15 protein-coding genes and 1 riboswitch are annotated in these 18,663 nt (G+C 44.9%); of the genes, 11 read left to right on the top strand and 4 right to left on the bottom strand.

The window, feature by feature from the left end:
- Positions 1-243 precede the first annotated feature (243 nt).
- A riboswitch (SAM riboswitch) is annotated at positions 244-345 on the top strand.
- Positions 346-352: 7 nt separating this feature from the next.
- From KI659_RS11600 to KI659_RS11615, 4 genes are all read left to right on the top strand, one after another.
- Positions 353-1,519, top strand: coding sequence for a trans-sulfuration enzyme family protein (locus KI659_RS11600; protein WP_213945519.1), 1,167 nt, complete (start codon positions 353-355; stop codon positions 1,517-1,519).
- A 92-nt stretch (positions 1,520-1,611) separates the two neighbouring features.
- On the top strand, positions 1,612-2,592 hold the full coding sequence (locus KI659_RS11605; protein WP_213945520.1) for a hypothetical protein: 981 nt from the start codon (positions 1,612-1,614) through the stop codon (positions 2,590-2,592).
- 273 nt (positions 2,593-2,865) lie between these two features.
- The gene (locus tag KI659_RS11610) at positions 2,866-4,101 is read left to right on the top strand and encodes a serpin family protein (protein WP_213945521.1); all 1,236 of its coding nucleotides are present in this window, start codon (positions 2,866-2,868) and stop codon (positions 4,099-4,101) included.
- 1,810 nt (positions 4,102-5,911) lie between these two features.
- Positions 5,912-7,369: a Gfo/Idh/MocA family protein gene (locus tag KI659_RS11615; RefSeq protein ID WP_213945522.1), complete on the top strand. Its 1,458-nt coding sequence runs from the start codon at positions 5,912-5,914 to the stop codon at positions 7,367-7,369.
- 136 nt (positions 7,370-7,505) lie between these two features.
- Here the strand turns inward: KI659_RS11615 and KI659_RS11620 are convergent, their stop codons facing one another.
- Together KI659_RS11620 and KI659_RS11625 are read right to left on the bottom strand one after the other, a co-directional pair.
- Entirely contained in the window at positions 7,506-8,552 is a 1,047-nt protein-coding gene (locus KI659_RS11620; protein ID WP_213945523.1) for a DUF748 domain-containing protein, read from the bottom strand.
- Between the two features lie 59 nt (positions 8,553-8,611).
- On the bottom strand, positions 8,612-8,992 hold the full coding sequence (locus tag KI659_RS11625; RefSeq protein ID WP_213945524.1) for a DUF983 domain-containing protein: 381 nt from the start codon (positions 8,990-8,992) through the stop codon (positions 8,612-8,614).
- A 927-nt stretch (positions 8,993-9,919) separates the two neighbouring features.
- On the opposite strand from KI659_RS11625, the gene KI659_RS18620 reads away from it, so the two are divergent.
- Together KI659_RS18620 and KI659_RS11635 are read left to right on the top strand one after the other, a co-directional pair.
- Positions 9,920-10,297 carry a hypothetical protein gene (locus tag KI659_RS18620; protein WP_246535383.1) on the top strand — a complete coding sequence of 126 codons (378 nt, stop codon included), beginning with the start codon at positions 9,920-9,922 and terminating at the stop codon, positions 10,295-10,297.
- Between the two features lie 150 nt (positions 10,298-10,447).
- Complete coding sequence (locus KI659_RS11635) at positions 10,448-11,692, top strand: hypothetical protein (RefSeq protein ID WP_213945525.1); 1,245 nt, start codon at positions 10,448-10,450, stop codon at positions 11,690-11,692.
- Between the two features lie 251 nt (positions 11,693-11,943).
- On the opposite strand, the gene KI659_RS11640 is transcribed toward KI659_RS11635, so the two are convergent.
- Both KI659_RS11640 and KI659_RS11645 read right to left on the bottom strand, forming a co-directional pair.
- Positions 11,944-12,147, bottom strand: a complete 204-nt coding sequence (locus tag KI659_RS11640; RefSeq protein WP_213945526.1) for a hypothetical protein — start codon at positions 12,145-12,147, stop codon at positions 11,944-11,946.
- An 86-nt stretch (positions 12,148-12,233) separates the two neighbouring features.
- On the bottom strand, positions 12,234-12,743 hold the full coding sequence (locus tag KI659_RS11645) for a DUF4920 domain-containing protein (protein ID WP_213945527.1): 510 nt from the start codon (positions 12,741-12,743) through the stop codon (positions 12,234-12,236).
- A gap of 201 nt (positions 12,744-12,944) precedes the next feature.
- Between KI659_RS11645 and serA the strand changes: the two genes are divergently transcribed.
- The 5 genes from serA to KI659_RS11670 all read left to right on the top strand — a co-directional run bounded on the left by serA (position 12,945) and on the right by KI659_RS11670 (position 18,625).
- A complete protein-coding gene (gene serA, locus KI659_RS11650) occupies positions 12,945-14,837 on the top strand; it encodes a phosphoglycerate dehydrogenase (RefSeq protein WP_213945528.1) in 1,893 nt (630 codons plus the stop codon).
- Positions 14,838-16,189: 1,352 nt separating this feature from the next.
- A complete protein-coding gene (locus KI659_RS11655; protein ID WP_213945529.1) occupies positions 16,190-17,113 on the top strand; it encodes a universal stress protein in 924 nt (307 codons plus the stop codon).
- Between the two features lie 85 nt (positions 17,114-17,198).
- The gene (locus tag KI659_RS11660; protein WP_213945530.1) at positions 17,199-17,747 is read left to right on the top strand and encodes an RNA polymerase sigma factor; all 549 of its coding nucleotides are present in this window, start codon (positions 17,199-17,201) and stop codon (positions 17,745-17,747) included.
- A 35-nt stretch (positions 17,748-17,782) separates the two neighbouring features.
- Positions 17,783-18,154, top strand: a complete 372-nt coding sequence (locus KI659_RS11665; protein ID WP_213945531.1) for a hypothetical protein — start codon at positions 17,783-17,785, stop codon at positions 18,152-18,154.
- 21 nt (positions 18,155-18,175) lie between these two features.
- Complete coding sequence (locus tag KI659_RS11670) at positions 18,176-18,625, top strand: Spy/CpxP family protein refolding chaperone (RefSeq protein WP_213945532.1); 450 nt, start codon at positions 18,176-18,178, stop codon at positions 18,623-18,625.
- The last annotated feature ends 38 nt before the right edge of the window (positions 18,626-18,663 follow it).

Consider the following 18,663-nt stretch of genomic DNA (forward strand, 5'->3'; position numbering starts at 1 on the left):
CAATGACGCGGGGTCTGGCAAAAATCACGAGACCTGGAAGGTTTGATTCTCGTTTAAGATTGCTTCTCCCGACTTGTTTTCTGGGAGAACAGGAGGGTCGGGATCGCAATGACGGGTGGGGACGCCGTGCACCCCCTAAACTCCTAAACCTCCCGCCGCGCACCAGCGCCGGGAATAAACCTCTAAACGGTACTCTTGGTACTAAGGATTTTTTTCCCTTACTTTGCATCACTTCAGGCAACTGATTTATAAAGAAGAGGCGAGAGAATAGGCTCGTGGACCCTCTGGCAACCGTCTCCATACGGGAGAAAGGTGCCAAGACCTACCCAAAAGGAACTATAAATTAGCATTCATGACTTATCAAAACCCAGAGACCAGCGCGGTTAGAACCACTGCTGGCCGTTCGGACCAACGGACGCATTCTTCCCCCATTTATCTTACTTCCAGTTTTACTTTCGACGATGCCGAAGAGGCGCGGCAAATGTTTGCCGAGGAGATTCCCGGCAATATTTATTCCCGCTACAGCAACCCCAATTCCGACGATCTGATCAGCAAAGTTTGTGCTGCTGAAGGCACTGCCGACGGCGTGGCCACCGCTTCCGGCATGGCGGCCATGTTTGGCAGCATCGCCTCGGTTTTGCAGCAAGGCGACCATATTTTGGCAGCCAGATCGCTATTTGGGTCCACCCACCAGCTGCTTACCCGCGTTTTTCCCAAATGGGGAATCACCCATACCTATGGTGACATCAGCGATATAGGCAATTGGGAAAAGCTGCTGCAGCCCAACACCAAGATGCTCTTTGTGGAAACACCGTCCAATCCTGGTCTGGAAATCATAGACCTGGAATGGCTGGGCAACTTTGCCAAGGTCCATGATTTGATTTTGGTGGTGGACAACTGTTTTGCCACCCCCTATCTTCAACAGCCGGCAAAATTTGGGGCACATCTGGTAACCCACTCAGCAACCAAATACATTGACGGGCAGGGAAGGGTGCTGGGAGGCCTGATCCTGGGAACCGAGGAACTGATACAGGAAGTGAGGTTTTTCACCAGACATACAGGCCCTGCCATCTCCCCTTTCAACAGCTGGTTGTTGGCCAAAAGCATGGAAACCCTCCCCGTGAGAATGGACAGGCATTGTGAAAATGCGCTGACCTTGGCCAGGTATTTTGAGGGAAATCCCAAGGTGGATCAGGTGAAATACCCTTTTCTCCCCTCCCACCCACAATATGAGATTGCCAAAAAACAGATGAAACACGGCGGAGGAATCGTCACTCTGGAAATAAAGGGTGGGCTGGAAAAGGCCAAAAATTTTATCGACAGGCTTGAGATGGTCTCCATTACGGCCAACTTGGGCGATAGCAGGACCATTGTTACCCATCCTGCCTCCACCACCCACAGTAAACTTTCTCCGGAGGAAAGGAATCAAGTGGGTATAACCGACGGTTTGGTGAGGATATCTGTTGGCTTGGAGCATGTGGATGACATCATTAAAGATATTGAGCGGGGTTTGGGTTAAATTAAACGTTTATTTTCATGACTAAACATTGACTAGAGCACTGGTTTTCAGTAAATTGAATCATACTTTTTAATTCTTTCTTATCGGTCATCATGAAAAACAATTTCCTTTCTAAGCAATCCAAAAAGCAATTGGGGGTGGCAAAGCTTGCCACCCCTGTTTTGGAACCCAGCGGCAGCGAGATTATCTATGCAAAGTTGAGGCAATTTGCTTGTTACCTCCTGACTCTAATCAATAAAACGTATAGTTTGGTTTTATATAAATTAAACCCACCACCAAAGTTTACCACTGCGCTGATTACGCGATCCGGGAGGGTGCGTTTGATTGATAGTGAGCACCTGTTTGTGTACAGTCCTAAAAGCCGTAACACTTTGCTTCCCCTGTTTTTGGATGATTTTTTTAGGTTTTTCGACAAACCTATGATCTCTACGGCCCGAATAAAAGGGAAATCCTACTTTAAGGAAAGGTTTTATGGCAGGGAGCAACTCCATGAGAGCTATCGCTGCCATGTCTATTTCAGGCAGATTTGTCAGAAGTATTCCCAGTATCTTTCCTATAGAAAGGGGCTTCTTATGCCCGATCTTTTTTGGGGCACGATGAACATACTGGACAGGACACTGAAATCAGAAACCTTTTCGGAATTTATTGCAGAGCAATTTGACAACCTGCTTTGGGCCGAGGAGCATATGCTGTACTATCCAAGCCACGGTAACCTGCGATCAGAAAAAGTCATCGTTTGCAAGAAGCGGTTTTTCATCCTGAACTTGGTGAACTTTGGTATGCTGATGCCCGGCTTTTATGATGTGGTCATCCTACAAAATGATCTCAAATCAAAAGATGTCCTGCTGGATGAAAAAAGTGAGGAATTTATAGAGCAGTGTGTAGCCCTTTCATTTGATGAAAAGTCCAACCTCAGCCCACAGGTAATCCATTTTATAAGTTGGGTATTTTGGGCAGCCAATATGATTGAAAAGCAGGGGTCCGAAATCCTTCCAGAGCTTGTGGAAAGGTGGGAAGGGTTTTACCTGGAGATACTGGAAAGTAATTTGATGGAAAAGTCGAAGGTCCGATGAAAAAGAGGACACATAGGAGTTTTGCAGAGTTTTTCCCGATAGCTATCGGGAGAGTTTCGCGAAGCTTCTTCGGGGAGAAAATTGGTCACCAAGTCGCACAAAGTTTAAAAAATAAGTCGCACGAAGCTTCATCGCGGAAATGCCTTGGTCACAGAGTTTAAAATGAGTTATGGCACTGCGTTACACAGAGTGCCTTTTTCACGAAAGAAACCGGGTTCAATAAAAGTAGCGTTTTTAGTATTTCATTCGTCTTTAAAAGAAAAAGGCGATACCATGAGAACTTTCCTATTCTATTCTGCACTCTTCTTAATTGTGGCATCCTGTGTGGGACAGGAAAACCCGGAGGAGAATTTGCCCAACCTGAGGGCCTTAAGCCATTATGAAAAGGAGCTTTCCAAATCCAGCCAGGCTTTTGCGCTTGATTTTTTTCAGCAGGTCAGCGATCCCAATGAAAATCAATTTTACAGCCCCTACAGTGTCCAATTGGCTTTGGCAATGGCCATGAATGGGAATGTCGATGAAATTCTGGAGGAGTATCTGGAAGCGTTGAGATTCGAAAACTTGGATATTGAAGATGCCAACCGCGCTGCCTTGGAATTAACCCAGTACCTGAAGGATGTGGACCGGAAAGTGAAGCTGAATATTGCCAACGGCATTTGGTACGATCGGAATCTTAATGTGAAGGTTCCCTTCAAAGAGCGGATGGAGCATTATTATCAAGCCAATATTGATGCGGCTGATTTCACTTCTCCCCAGGTAGTTCGAAATATAAACGACTGGATAGACAGACAAACAGAAGGACTGATTAAGGACATGTTGGACAGTATCAGCCCTGATGCTGTGATGCTTCTTGTCAATGCAATATATTTTAAAGCCGAATGGAAATCCCAGTTTGACAGGAACCTGACCACCAAAAAACCTTTCAAATTATCCAATGGAGGAAATGTGCAGGTGGACATGATGAGAACCAAGGAAGCTGCCAGCATACGGGCCTCTTATGGAGTCGATAATTCCTATCTGGAAATCCCTTACAGCACAGGCCAATATAGCATGGGAATTATCTTGCCTGAGAACGTAGGGTTGGAGGGCATTAAAGAAGAGTTGATTCTCAGCAATTTGGAAACCTGGAGGGAAAACTCTCATGAAACCTCGGCCATTCTGGAAATGCCAAAGTTCAAGATGTCCTATAAGGTAGAAAACCTGAACAATGACTTGATAGCAATGGGTCTGAAGACACCTTTTGAGGGTCATCCAAGAAACTTTTCGGAGCTGTTTGAACAGCAACCGGGTCCATTGAAAATCAGCCGTGTGGTACATGAGGCTATAATAGAGGTAGATGAAAAGGGCACTGAAGCGGCTGCCGCCACGGTGGTGGAAATAGTGGTGACGAGCATGCCCTCCGGTCCACGGGTGATCAGCATCGATAGGCCGTTTGTATTTTTCATCCAGGAGAAGGCCTCTGGGGCGATATTGTTTATGGGGCAGCTGGTGAATCCGGGGGAGTTGTAAAGTGGAAGTACGAAAACTTTTTCATCGCGGAAAGAAAGGGGGCACAGAGTTTTTGTACTGCGGTTTACTTAGTACTCTTGGTACCTAGTACTTGGTACCAATCGTAAGTATGAAATTGAAGATGAATGATGAGTGATGAATGATGAATGTTGAATGATGAATGATGAATGGTGAATGGTGAATTATGAATGATGAATGGTGAATGATGAATTATGAATGATGAATTATGAATGATGAATGGTGAATGATGAAGAATTATTCTCGTTACACTGATGCCCCATCCGAGGAGCGGAGCTACCAGGGAGGGTCGCGGGAGTAAGGACGGTAATTATTAAAAAGCCTTCAAATTATACCGTATAGCATCACATAACACTGTCCTGCGGTTTACTTGGTACCTGGTACCTAGTACTTGGTACCAATCGTAAGTATGTAATTGAAGATGAATGATGAATGTTGAATGTTGAATGATGAAGAATTATTCTCGTTACACTGATGCCCCATCCGAGGAGCGGAGCTACCAGGGAGGGTCGCGGGAGTAAGGACGGTAATTATTAAAAAGCCTTCAAATTATACCGTATAGCATCACATAACACTGTCCTGCGGTTTACTTGGTACCTGGTACCTAGTACTTGGTACGAATCGTAAGTATGAAATTGAAGTTGAATGATGAATGATGAATGATGAAGAATTATTCTCGTTACACTGAGGCCCCATCCGAGGAGCGGAGCGCCGAGGGAGGGTCGCGGGAGTAAGGACGGTAAGTATTAAATAGCCTTAAAATTATACCGTATAGCATCACATAACTATGTACTTCGGTTTACTTGGTACCTGGTACCTAGTACTTGGTACCAATCGTAAGTATGAAATTGAAGATGAATGATGAATGATGAATGTTGAATGATGAATGGTGAATGGTGAATGATGAATGATGAATGATGAATGATGAATGATGAATGTTGAATGATGAATGATGAGGAATTATTCTCGTTACACTGATGCCCCATCCGAGGAGCGGAGCGCCGAGGGAGGGTCGCGGGAGTAAGGAGAAAGCCTTCAAATTATACCGTAGAGCATCACACTGTCCTGCGGTTTACTTGGTACCTGGTACCTAGTACTTGGTACCAATCGTAAGTATGAAATTGAAGATGAATGTTGAATGATGAATGTTGAATGATGAATGATGAGGAATTATTCTCGTTACACTGATGCCCCATCCGAGGAGCGGAGCGACGAGGGAGGGTCGCGGGAGTAAGGAGAAAGCCTTCAAATTATACCGTATAGCATCACACTGTCCTGCGGTTTACTTGGTACCTGGTACCTAGTACTAGGTACCAATCGTAATGGCGGGGCAGCCACGGGAGGGCATGATGAATGTTGAATGTTGAATGATGAGGAATTATTCTCGTTACACTGAGGCCCCATCCGAGGAGCGGAGCGACGAGGGAGGGTCGCGGGAGTAAGGAGAAAGCCTTCAAATTATACCGTATAGCATCACACTGTCCTGCGGTTTACTTGGTACCTGGTACCTAGTACTTGGTACCAATCGTAATGGCGGGGCAGCCACGGGAGGGAATGATGAATGTTGAATGTTGAATGATGAATGTTGAATGTTGAATGAGGAATGAGGAATGTTGAATGATGAATGTTGTATGAATATACTTACGGATCAGTCAAGAGCCTTTCGAACCAAGACAAAACCACTCAACATTTTGGTCTTCCATTTTCACTAGATTGAAAGGAAAGTAGATACATTTTTTCTAAATTGGTGTTTAAGCAATTTTGCGAGCCAACTTAACACCAACCTTTTTAGATGAAAAAAGATCAATCACCTAAGCAAAATAATTCAAGAAGAGACTTTCTCAAATCATCGGCCCTGGCTGTGGCGGGATTTTATTTGGTTCCTAGGCATGTGCTAGGCGGACCGGGTTTTACTGCTCCCAGCGACATGCTCAATGTGGCAGGCATCGGCGTGGGCGGCATGGGTTACAATGATGTGACCGGCGTCTACAAAAGTGGAAAGGCAAACATAGCCTACTTATGTGATGTGGATGACAGAAGGGCGGCCAAAGCCCGTCAGGAACATCCAAAGGCAAAATATTATAAGGATTATCGTGAGATGCTGGAAAAGGAACATGGCAATATAGATGCCGTGATCATTTCCACCCCCGATCATAACCATGCCGTGCAGGCCATGGCTGCCATGCAGCTAGGAAAACACGTGTATGTGCAGAAACCACTAACTCATGACATCTATGAGGCGCGGAAGCTTACGGAAGCTGCCGAAGAATACAAGGTGGTGACCCAAATGGGCAACCAAGGATCCTCCGGCGAGGGCGTGCGGCAAATGATGGAATGGTACAATGCCGGTATAATTGGGGAAGCCCATACGGTACGCTGCTGGACGGACCGGCCCGTGTGGCCTCAGGGCATTCCTTGGCCACAGGAAAGCAAGCCCGTGCCGGATGAGTTGGATTGGGATCTATGGTTAGGCACCGCCCCGTATCGTGAGTATGTGGATGGACTTGTGCCCTTCAACTGGCGGGGCTGGTGGGATTATGGAACAGGGGCGCTTGGTGACATGGCCTGCCATATCATGGAGTCCCCATTTCGCGTACTGAATTTAGGTTACCCGACTGAAGCGGAATGCTCTGTAGGTTCAGTGTACGTGGATGAATTTAAGAGGGGGTATTTCCCTGACAGCTGCCCGCCCTCTTCACATGTTACTTTAAACTTTAAAGGAGAAAAGGGCCAGGACATCCAATTCCACTGGATGGATGGAGGTATTCAGCCAACTAGACCGGAAGAGTTGGAGCCAAACGAAACCATGGGTGACGGTGGCAACGGGGTGATCATCGAAGGTACCAAAGGTAAAATGATGGCTTCCACTTATGGCCGAGATCCGAGATTACTCCCTACCTCCCGCACGGATGAGGTAAATGTTCCTAAAACCGTTGCGAGAGTGGAAGATGGAGAAGCTGGCCACTACAAACAATGGGTAAATGCCTGTATAGCTGGTCATGGAAGTGAAGAATTTAACAACCTCAGCTCACCATTCTCTATTGCCGGTCCTCTGACAGAATCAGTATTGATGGGCAATTTGGCAATTAGGAGCTACGATATACGTAAGCCTGCAGGTCAAGAAGGTCGATATAATTATCCAGGAAGACACATCAAGCTGCTTTGGGATGGTGACAACATGAAGGTAACCAATTTTGATGATGCCAATCAGTTTGTCAAAAGAGAGTACCGTGAGGGATGGAGTTTGTAAGTTATAAACGTGAGGGGCGCAGGGGTGAGGAAGAAGTAAGCACCACTGCGCCTTATCTCTCAGTAATCTTTGCGCTTCTTTGAGCACTTTGCGGTTATACATAAATCTCATTAAACTCTGCGGTGAATCCACCTAGTTATTCTCCGAACTCCAGCTCGTGGTCGAGGTCTTTTTGGAAGGCTTCGATGAAGGCGTTGCGGAAGACGTTAAAGATGGTGGGGATGAGTTTGGTATCTGTGCCCGTTGTGTCACCTTCGAAGGGAATCCTGGTGGCAACCTGCTCCTCTTCCGGATTTTCAAAGAGCCCGAATGCCGCCCCTACAATTCCTTCCCAGGCTCTCCTCCAAAAGGACTGGTCTTCTTCCCTTTGGTCGGATATTTTCACATTTGAAAAAATGGGTTTAGTGTAACCCTCAAAAACCCCATCCTTCATTACGATTTCCGTACCCACATACATTTGTCCTTCGCTAAAAGTAAACTTGGCATATGCCTCGGTAAAATCATTCAGGGCAGTCAGATCCACTCCTTCCAGTTCTATATTTGCATCCATATCCGGATGGGCTTTTAAGATATTAAGATCAATGTTGCCGGTGAGAACCCCTCCCCCATTGGTGGTGCCGGTGATAGATACAGAGGAAGGTAAGGCTTTATCCGTTTCCTGTAGGTTGCCCAGATTGGTCGCTTGGATATCCATGGCTTGAATGAAGACATCCACTTTGGGACTCGCTGTGGGATCGAGGTAGTGTATTTCACCGTTTTCCACCGTAAAGGTGTTGATTCTAAAGGGAACCAAATCATCCAAAACTTTCCCCAAGTCTGCCTCATCCCCATCATCCACTTCCTGACCGTCATAAACATAATTGAGCACAGGATTGATCAGCCCCACATCGCCGACAATCTCCCCACGGAACAAGGAGCTCCACTCCAGGGAAATATCAATGGTGGAAACGGCAAAGAAGGGAATGTCTTCCGGGGTTTGCTTATCGGTAAATATATAAAGAGAGTCAACCTGATATGCACCTCTGTAGAGTTGGATACTTACATCATTGACCCTACCGTGCATTCCTTCTAGATTTCCTAGGGCTCGATTTACTTGACGTAGGGCAATAGGCTCCAAGGCAAAATGAAGAAGTAAAAAAATGAACAAAATGATGCTTAAAGGGATCCAATATCTTTTTTTCATAAGAAAGGTTTAAAGTAAAAAATACTCCTTTCCTTTAGGCGTCAAATCTTATACCATTGTCAACTTTGGTTTGGGTTGTACTTCAATTTGCCCAATCCATAGAGATAGAGCACTTTACTGTAGCGCTGCATGAAAGGCAACAATATCACATTGGCCACCACTACCGTTACAATATATACCCACAAATCGGGGTCGTTGAAGAAAATATTGAGGATAATCATCACGTTGACAAATAAGGCAACCGAGAAAGCGTAGCTTATATAGAGGGCACCGTAATAGAAATCCGGCTCAGGGTGTAAGTTTGCTCCACAATGATCGCAATGGTGCCTCACCTCGGAAAGTTTGCGGAAACTGTAAACGGGTACATTGAACATATTGCCGGTCCGGCATTTGGGGCATTTGGCGTGCAACATGGCGTTGCCAAGTGAATTCTGAGACATATAATACGGGTGTAAATACTCGGATATAAAGATAAGTCAATCCGGCTGTATTCCCGAGGGAAGAGGGAGAAAAGGTTTACCGCTTCGGGGAAAGAAAAGGGACGCCCGCCACGGCGGGCAGGCGGAGTTTCACGGGAAGGAATAGGGAAGACGGGAGACGGAGATGAAACAAGAAAAAACCACAGAGGACCAGAGGTACAGACAAAAAAAAACTTGGCGCTCTTTGCGATTCCTTGGCGGCCTTTGCGTGAAATTTTGGGACGGAAGACCGAAGACGGAAGACAGCAAAAGCAAAAACCACAGAGGATCGGAGGCACAGAAAAAAAACTTGGCGATCTTTGCGATTCCTTGGCGGCCTTTGCGTGAAACTTTGGGACGGGAGACCGAAGACGGAAGACAGGAAAAGCAAAAACCACAGAGGACCAGAGGTACAGACAAAAAAAACTTTGCGCTCTTTGCGATTCCTTGGCGGCCTTTGCGTGAAATTTTGGGACGGAAGACCGAAGACGGAAGACAGGAAACACAAAAACCACAGAGGACCAGAGGTACAGACAAAAAAAAACTTTGCGCTCTTTGCGATTCCTAGGCGGCCTTTGCGTGAAATTTTGGCACGGAAGACCGAAGACCTAATACAGGAAACACAAAAACCACAGAGGACCAGAGGTGCAGACAAAAAAAAACTTTGCGCTCTTTGCGATTCCTAGGCGGCCTTTGCGTGAAATTTTGGCACGGAAGACCGAAGACCTAATACAGGAAACACAAAAACCACAGAGGACCAGAGGTGCAGACAAAAAAAAACTTTGCGCTCTTTGCGATTCCTTGGCGGCCTTTGCGTGAAACTTTGGAACGGGAGATCGAACGAAAATTTAATGGTTCTCTAATTGGCATGATTATTTACGATTAAGAACAATTGATTACTTTTGCAGTATGATTAGGAGGTTGAAGGCAGGTATTTGGTACAAGGTGTTGACCTATATGTTATTGGTCAACTTTGTGAACCTGTCTGCCAATTTTTATCATGCCTCGGAACATGATTCTTCGCTTTTGCAATCTCAGGATCCCATTGACTCCCTTGCCGAGTTGATGCTGGAGTACGTTTTTGACATGGATGATGAGACCATTCCTGATACGGAGGTCCCCCACGAAAAACGCAAAATAGCTGATATCAAATTGCTTTATACCGCAGAGTTGATCGCTTTTGACCAATTTCTGCCCATCGTCAAATCCCCAAAAGCCACCCCTTATCAAAACAATTATAAGGATTGGGCAAATGACATCAATTCTCCACCACCCAAACAGGGCTGATTTTTTCCATTCCAAGTAAATCAATTCTTAAAAATTAAGGGCCAATAGATGCAGCCCTTGAAAACTCCATGCCGATGATTTAGGTTATAGGCCATTCTTTCTATTCCAATGAAAATTAAAAGTATCGCACTTAGCTTAATGTTTGGGCTAATGGCAGTTTGTGCATATGCCCAAGATGGCAGGGAAACCAGAAAAGTAATCGACACCCTGACCTATGAAACGCAATCCGGTCTGCCCATTGCAGCCTCAAAGATTTATTTCACCGATTCAAAATTTACCATTTCCGGATACGGAGAGTCCAATTTCATCAACTATTTGGGTCCCAAAAACACCCAAAGTGAAGATTTGGAGCTTTACATGACCAACATGCAGCGTTTTGTGGCCTATGCTGCCTACAAACCGAAGAAATGGCTGGTCCTGTATGCTGAAATATTTGCCGAATACATGATGGATGGGGGAAGAGAGAGGAAGTTTGAGTTTATGCCCGAAATCTTCGCCGACTTCCTTATCAGCCCCAAGTTCAACCTTCGATTGGGGACTCATCAGGCCACAATAGGTTATCTCAACAATAGCGATGAACCTGTCATGTTCTATACCGTAAACAGGCCTGAAGTGGAAAGAATAATCATTCCCTCCACGTGGATAGATCTGGGAATCATGACTTATGGTAGGATTAACAACGATCTGAAGTGGTCTGCCTCGATTTATCAGGGTCTTGACCCTACCCTACTCAATGGAGCCACCTGGATCAGAAGAGGGCGTGATGAGGCGTTGAGGTTCAATCTTAATGGCTACACATTTAATCCAAGCCTTAAATACACAGGCCTGAAAGACACCGAACTGGCCGTCAATGGAATTCTTGCCAGTATGAGCCAAGACGGCATCAGATCCAACACACATATCCTGAGCTCATACGTTCGCCATAACTATGGCAATTGGTCTTTCATGGCTTTGGGGGCTATTGGTGGCACTGATAATACTCAAGGGCTGTTTGAACTTACACAAGCCTATTCACCGGACAATACTGGTCAGGTGTTGGGCAGAAATGTATATGGGTATTATGCTGAAGTAGGTTATGATATTCTTCCATTTTTGGGAGTAAATAAAAGTAAGGCAAGGGATAAAAATTCCTTTCTGATTAAGCCCAGCGAGCTAAAACTCCCCATATTCGTGCGTTATGAGCGACTGGATACCCATGCTCAGATCAGCCCTGAGCTGATGGGTCAACCCTTCTTCCAAAGTGACCTTACCGCCATTACGGTTGGGGCAAATTTCAATCCGAGAAGAAATGTGGTAATGAAGACAAATTATCAATTCCGAAATAACCGGAGTGCTTTGGCGGATGGGGTATATGAGGGAGATAGGTTTGAATTTGGATTAGGGTTTATTTTTTAGGAGACGGAAGACCGAAGACCGAAGACAGTGTAAATGGGCCACAAAGGCCACCAAGTTTTCACGAAGTTTCACAAAGGCCACTTCGCGGAGAAAAATTTAAAAGTTTGAGAAAAAAGTGTCAAGTAAATTTAGGACGTGACACAGGAAAAGCAAAAACCACAGAGGACCAGAGGCACAGAGAGAATTAATGAAGAATTTTTCTCTGGGCGCTTTGGTCCTCTGTGGTTTATAAAGGTTGCTATAGGAGAATTCTACCTGACTTCATCGAGGTCGTAGTCTTTGCCTTTGCCCCAGCGGAGCAGTTCTTCCAGTTCGTAGATTTCCAGGGTATCCAGGTCTTTGACCTTGAAGTTTTCCCCGCTCAAGCGGGACATGACTTGCAGGTTTCGGATTTCACCCATATTTTGAAAGCGGTACACCCTGCCTACTCTTAAGTTATCCAGTGCCAACGGCATATGTATTCTTTTAATTAATTTACAAAACTCAATTCTCCTTGTCACAGGATTAACCTAACAGTAGCATACAAAAAAGGTTTGCTTTCTTAGCTTGCTATGGCACTTTTTAGCAATACACCGTCAGCTTCAAAAGTAAATTCCTCTTTTGGGCCTTGAATAGCCTCCACTTCCTCTGCAGACTTGCCTGCATCTTCGGCGTAGTGTCTCAATGTTTCTTTGCTTGTGGTGGTCTTGGTAGCACGGCCCTCCAAGACGGCCAAATGGCCCTTGGAATCGGTGGGTACAAAGAACCCATAATCCTTGAAAGTTACCCGCATTAGTTCTCCATTTGGAAGTTCGATGCTCAACCAGCAGCCTTTGGATTTGCAGACTTCCTTGATCTCCCCTACCACTTTACCCTCAAAACTGCCTGACTCATTCAGAGCAGCAAACATGGTTTGGACGTTGGCAACATTTTCATCGGCAACGGTCTCCCCATAATTGCCAACAATTCCAGGAGTTTCCTCGGTTGTGGCATCGGAGTTGACGCTGCTACCAGTGTCACAGGCAGAAAGAAGTAATCCTCCGGCCAGGCAAAAAGTAATGATTTGTTTCATGATTTTTTTTGGTTGTATGCTACAAATTTATGGAAAAACATGGAAGATGGAACGAAGATTTAAAAAACCGCAGAATCGCGGAGGGCACAGAGACCAAATTGGATTAAAAAGCATCAAAAAAATATAAATTAACCAGCATGCTTATGATTTAATTGAATAATAATTAATTTCACGTTATAATATTTAACAATTTCACAAATAATGCCGAATAACAAAAAGTTCATCATAGATTTTGACAGCACGTTTACCCAAGTTGAAGCTCTGGATATTTTGGGGGAAATAAGTTTGGAAAACCACCCTGAACGAGATGATAGACTGGAAAAAATCAAGGAGGTAACCGATTTGGGAATGGAGGGCAGGCTGACCCTGCGTGAAAGTATAGAGCAGCGGATTTCCATTCTAGAGGCCAATCGAGGGCAAATTGATGAGCTGGTTAAGGCATTGAAGAAAAAGGTCAGCAAGTCATTTGACCGGAATCAGGAATTTTTTGCTGAAAATGCAGAAGATATTTTTATTATTTCCAACGGTTTTAAGGACTTCATTGTGCCGGTGGTGACAAGTTTTGGCCTGAAAGAAGAAAATGTGTTTGCCAATGAGTTTGTCTATGATGAGAAAGGCAATATTATAGATTTTAACAGGGACAACATCCTTTCCCAAAACAATGGGAAGGCAGCTACCATTAAGAAACTGGAGCTCACCGGAGATATTTTTGTGATCGGTGATGGCTACACGGATTACGAAATCAAGGCCGCGGGGCTGGCCAACAGATTTTATGCATTTACTGAAAACGTGGACCGTCCGTCCGTTACGGCCATGGCAGACCATATTGCCCCGAGTTTGGATGAAATTCTTTATGTGAACAAAATGAACAAGAAATACAGCTATCCCAAAAGCCGCATAAATGTGCTTCTTCTGGAGAACGTGCACCCCGTAGGCATAGAAATGTTGCAGCACGAGGGCTATAACGTAGAAACCTATTCATCTGCGATGAGTGAGGATGAACTGGCGGAAAAGATCCAAAACGTTTCCATTTTGGGCATCAGGTCCAAGACAAATGTGACCGCCAAAGTTCTGGAGAATGCCAACCGGCTGATGGCTATTGGCGCATTCTGCATAGGGACCAATCAGATCGACCTGGAAACCTGTCAGGAAAAGGGAATTGCCGTTTTCAATGCGCCCTTCAGTAATACCCGCTCGGTGGTGGAGTTGGCCATTGCAGAGATTATCTTTCTTATGCGCAACATCAGTGACAAATCCCGCCTCATGCATGAGGGCAAATGGGACAAGTCTGCCAATGGCAGCTTTGAAATCAGAGGCAAAAAACTGGGCATCATCGGCTATGGAAACATTGGCGCCCAATTATCGGTTTTGGCCGAAAACCTGGGTCTGGATGTCTATTATTATGATGTCATTGAGAAACTTGCCTTGAGCAATGCCACCAAACTCAACAGCCTGGACGAACTGCTCAAGGTGGCAGATATAGTAACCCTGCATGTGGACGGAAGACCGGAAAACAAGAATTTGATCGGGGAAAGAGAATTTGACCTGATGAAAGGGGGAGCGGTATTTTTGAACCTCAGCCGGGGCCATGTGGTAGATGTGAAAGCCTTGAAAAAGGCAGTAGAAAGCGGCAAAGTAAGAGGCACGGCAGTGGATGTATTTCCGCAGGAACCGAAAAACAATGAGGAGCCCTTTGAATCTGATTTAAAAGGTCTGCCCAATACCATCCTGACTCCCCACATTGGTGGCAGTACCTTGGAGGCCCAGCAGAATATTGCCCAATTTGTACCCAATAAAATCATTGATTACATCAATACGGGTAATACGTTTAACAGCGTGAATTTTCCCAATATTCAATTGCCGTTTTTGAAGGATGCGCACAGGTTGATCCACATCCACCAGAATGCCCCAGGGGTTTTGGCCAAGATCAACCAAACCCTGGCAAATTATGAAATCAACATCGTGGGTCAATATTTAAAGACCAATGAAAAGATCGGGTACGTGATCACGGATATCAATAAGAAGTATTCCAATGAGGTGATTGAGGCATTGAAGAAAATTGAGGGAACGATTAGGTTTAGAGTTCTTTATTGAAATACAGCCCACGACGCGGAAGGAAATGGGTCACAGAGTTTAAAAAGAGTTAAGCACTGAGTTGCACAGAGTCCCTGCTTCGCGAAGACAATTGGTCACTAAGCCGCATGTAGTTCCACGACGCGGAAGGAAATGGGTCACAGAGTTTAAAAAGAGTTAAGCACTGAGTTGCACAGAGTCCCTGCTTCGCGAAGACAATTGGTCACTAAGCCGCATGTAGTTCCACGACGCGGAAGGAAATGGGTCACAGAGTTTAAAAAGAGTTAAGCACTGAGTTGCACAGAGTCCCTGCTTCGCGAAGACAATTGGTCACTAAGCCGCATGTAGTTCCACGACGCGGAAGGAAATGGGTCACAGAGTTTAAAAAGAGTTAAGCACTGAGTTGCACAGAGTCCCTGCTTCGCGAAGACAATTGGTCACTAAGCCGCATGTAGTTCCACGACGCGGAAGGAAATGGGTCACAGAGTTTAAAAAGAGTTAAGCACTGAGTTGCACAGAGTCCCTGCTTCGCGAAGACAATTGGTCACTAAGCCGCACGTAGTTCCACGACGCGGAAGGAAATGGGTCACGGGGTTTCGCAGAGTTCCCACTTCGCGGAGAAAAAAAGGGGCACAATGGGCACAATGGAAAAGAGGGGCACAAACGAAAATGGTCACTAGGTGACACTAAGTTCAAAAGAAGGCGCACAAAGTGAATAAGTCCCTGAATGGCCACTAACCAACCTCTGATGGTGAAGTATCTTGGTACTTGGTACCTGGTACTTTGTACCAAAAAAAAAATAGAGTTCGGGCCTTAGAGTGTTACAAACCTCTTTTATAGACAAGATTTGAGCTGCCCAGATTTCGCAACCTTCCACTGTTATCCTGCTTCCGAGGAAACGAGGTTCCGAACCGATAAATCGGTGCGGAATGAGGCCTGGTTTTGAAAAGAGGCTTCACCCGGTATTTTGTTAAATTGTGAAGTTTGAACATGTCGGCGACCCGAACTCCTTACAAATATACAAATAAGAATTGCCTTTGTTTAGTTCCTCCTCCAAATCTATTTTTGCCTGAAAGCTATAAACCCGCTTATATTTTTCAGGCAGCTATTAAGGTAAATTATATAGGCTAAAGAAGGGCATTGAGAAAACATAATATCAAAATGGGCCAGCAGTGAATATTTTTGTTAAAATTGGCAAAAGGAAAGTGAGGAGCGTGTTTAAAATTATGGATGAGGAATGATGGATTGTGATAAGAAAGTTTTAACTCGAAGGAGGTAGAAAATATACAAGAACCAAAAGAATAAATGACATAAAAGCCTAGGGTTATGAATAGATGTTTATTTTTGCAATCCAATCCCATTTTATTTAGGAAATGTATCAGATTAAAAAATTGATTGTTTGCCTTGATCAGTCCCCTCTGGATGAGACCCTGGTCAAGTTTGCCTCTTTTGTAGCCTCGATCAACCGTACGGAGAAGGTTTATTTTATCAATGTGATCCGTAACCTCAACATTCCTAAGGAGGTATTGAAGGAATTTCCTAACCTTATTGACAACATGGTGGCTGAGCGAAAATCGCAGATGAAGAATGTGGTGGATGAGCATTTTGACCATGATCTGCCTGCAGATATCGCTTTGGTGGTCAAAGAAGGGCAGCTATCAAAAAAAATACTGAAACTGGCGCATGAGAAATCTGCCGACATGATCATAGTGGGAAGAAAGGTACAATTGCCTGGAACCAGTGTGGTCACCCAAAGATTGGCTAGAAGGGCTAGCTGCTCGCTTCTTATTGTGCCTGAGGGCAGAGTGCCCAAAGTGGATCGTATCCTAGTGCCCAGTGACTTTTCGGACTACTCCAAAGACGCCATGGAGGAAGCTGTTCTCATAGCGGAGAAAAACGGCGGGGATGTGGAGGTATTCTGTCAAAACGTATTTACCGTGCCCTCGGGTTATCATTTCACGGGTAAAAGCTATCAGGAATTTACCCAGATCATGCAAAACCATGCTGAGGTGAATTACAAAAAATTTATCAGGAAAATAGACACCAAGGGGATCAAAATCACACCTCTATACACCAAAGATGAGGATGAGGATCCGGTGGAAGACATATTGCAAATGGCCTTGGATCTCAAAGTGGATGGGATAATCATAGGTGCCAAAGGCAGGACCGCCGCCACGGCTTTGTTTATTGGAAGTTTGGCCGAAAGGCTGATCCAGCTCAACGACAAGCTGCCCTTGATGGTCACTAGACCAAAAGGAAAAAATGCCGGATTGTTAGACTACATCCTTGAAATCTAAAACATTAAGCCTGGCAGGTCTCCCTGTTAAGTTTTTTTTCGTGTTTCGATTAAACCCTTTTCCCCTTCCGCTGTCTAAAGATTCAATGGTTGGCACAACAGATCAAGAGCTTTTAGAATTAATCCAAAACCCTTTTACCAAAGAGAGAGGTTATCGCATGCTTGTTGAAACCTATCAAAGAAGGGTGTACGGGATAATTCGAAAAATGGTAATTGTGCATGAAGATGCCGATGATTTGACGCAAAACACCTTTATAAAGGCCTTTAAGAACTTGGATAAGTTTCAGGGAAATTCAAGTTTATTCACCTGGCTGTATAGGATAGCCACTAATGAAAGCTTGAATTTCTTGGAGAAGAAGAAAAAACGTTTTTTCTTTTCCATTGAGGACCACCATCAGGTGATGAGCACATACTTGGAAAGCTCCCCCGATATTTCTGGCAGCGAGGTGGAAAAGAAACTGCAAAAGTCCCTGCTTGGCCTGCCTGAGAAGCAGCGGTTGGTTTTCAACCTGAAGTATTTTGAGGACATGAGCTATGAGGAAATGTCGCAAGTTACCGACACTTCTGTAGGTGCCTTAAAGGCCAGCTATCACCATGCGGTAAAAAAAATTGAACAAGATTTGACAACGGAATAAACCTTTGGCCAAAAGCCTTGTCTAACCAACTGAATATGAAAAACTTTCCCAAAAACGACATCTTCAAGACTCCGGACGGATATTTCGACCGGTTGCCGGATGAGATTATGGCCAAGCAGAATCAGAAAGGCAAGCAGGTCTACCTAAAGGCCCTTGTTGGAGTAGCGGCGGCTTTGATCATAGGTTTTACCGTGGTGTTTAACCTATTCCGTACTGAGGAACCCGCATTTACAGCCTCGGCCGATATGGATGAGGAAATCGAACTCCTGATCAACAGCGACTATTGGCAAGCAGAAGACATTCTCCTGCTCAGCGACCATCCGGATGACATTTTGGACAACCTGATAGCCATGGAGTGGGACGACTACTACCTGATGGACGAAATGGACGAGGATTGGTGGTATTAATTTGATTGAAACCGAACAACGATGAGAAAAATATTGATTATTCTATTGCTTCTAACAAGCAGCAGCACCCTATGGGCGCAAAGACCACAAAGGGAATACGACAAGGATAAACTGGAGGCCGCCCGCGTGGCTTTTGTCACCAACAGGATCAACCTCACTCCTACTCAGGCTGAAAAATTCTGGCCTCTTTACAACCAGCATTTGGAGGAAAGATCCGGCTACATGAGGGAAATGATGAGCATCAATCGACAGGCTGGGGAGAGCATTTCTGACAGCCAAGCTGAAAAACTGATCGAGCAGAGGTTTCAGATTCAGGAAAAAATGATGCAAAGTGAGAAAGCATTCACCAAAAAGATAACTGAGGTAATTTCTCCAGTCCAAGCTCTCCAACTCAGTAACGTCAATAGGGACTTTACAAGGCAGCTATACAGAATGCAAAGAGATGACAGAAGATCTCGGCACAGTAATTGATTAAAACAATATATTATATAGAAAAAATATTGGTTTAA

This window comes from Litoribacter ruber, from assembly GCF_018449405.1.
GTDB classification, from domain to species: domain Bacteria; phylum Bacteroidota; class Bacteroidia; order Cytophagales; family Cyclobacteriaceae; genus Litoribacter; species Litoribacter ruber.

What these genes read in the sequence shown, in the direction of transcription:
- KI659_RS11600 (WP_213945519.1), top strand. Translation starts at nt 353, where the DNA reads ATGACTTATCAAAACCCAGAGACCAGCGCGGTTAGAACCACTGCTGGC.
- KI659_RS11605 (WP_213945520.1), top strand. Translation starts at nt 1,612, where the DNA reads ATGAAAAACAATTTCCTTTCTAAGCAATCCAAAAAGCAATTGGGGGTG.
- KI659_RS11610 (WP_213945521.1), top strand. Translation starts at nt 2,866, where the DNA reads ATGAGAACTTTCCTATTCTATTCTGCACTCTTCTTAATTGTGGCATCC.
- KI659_RS11615 (WP_213945522.1), top strand. Translation starts at nt 5,912, where the DNA reads ATGAAAAAAGATCAATCACCTAAGCAAAATAATTCAAGAAGAGACTTT.
- KI659_RS11620 (WP_213945523.1), bottom strand. Translation starts at nt 8,552, where the DNA reads ATGAAAAAAAGATATTGGATCCCTTTAAGCATCATTTTGTTCATTTTT.
- KI659_RS11625 (WP_213945524.1), bottom strand. Translation starts at nt 8,992, where the DNA reads ATGTCTCAGAATTCACTTGGCAACGCCATGTTGCACGCCAAATGCCCC.
- KI659_RS18620 (WP_246535383.1), top strand. Translation starts at nt 9,920, where the DNA reads ATGATTAGGAGGTTGAAGGCAGGTATTTGGTACAAGGTGTTGACCTAT.
- KI659_RS11635 (WP_213945525.1), top strand. Translation starts at nt 10,448, where the DNA reads ATGGCAGTTTGTGCATATGCCCAAGATGGCAGGGAAACCAGAAAAGTA.
- KI659_RS11640 (WP_213945526.1), bottom strand. Translation starts at nt 12,147, where the DNA reads ATGCCGTTGGCACTGGATAACTTAAGAGTAGGCAGGGTGTACCGCTTT.
- KI659_RS11645 (WP_213945527.1), bottom strand. Translation starts at nt 12,743, where the DNA reads ATGAAACAAATCATTACTTTTTGCCTGGCCGGAGGATTACTTCTTTCT.
- serA (WP_213945528.1), top strand. Translation starts at nt 12,945, where the DNA reads ATGCCGAATAACAAAAAGTTCATCATAGATTTTGACAGCACGTTTACC.
- KI659_RS11655 (WP_213945529.1), top strand. Translation starts at nt 16,190, where the DNA reads ATGTATCAGATTAAAAAATTGATTGTTTGCCTTGATCAGTCCCCTCTG.
- KI659_RS11660 (WP_213945530.1), top strand. Translation starts at nt 17,199, where the DNA reads ATGGTTGGCACAACAGATCAAGAGCTTTTAGAATTAATCCAAAACCCT.
- KI659_RS11665 (WP_213945531.1), top strand. Translation starts at nt 17,783, where the DNA reads ATGAAAAACTTTCCCAAAAACGACATCTTCAAGACTCCGGACGGATAT.
- KI659_RS11670 (WP_213945532.1), top strand. Translation starts at nt 18,176, where the DNA reads ATGAGAAAAATATTGATTATTCTATTGCTTCTAACAAGCAGCAGCACC.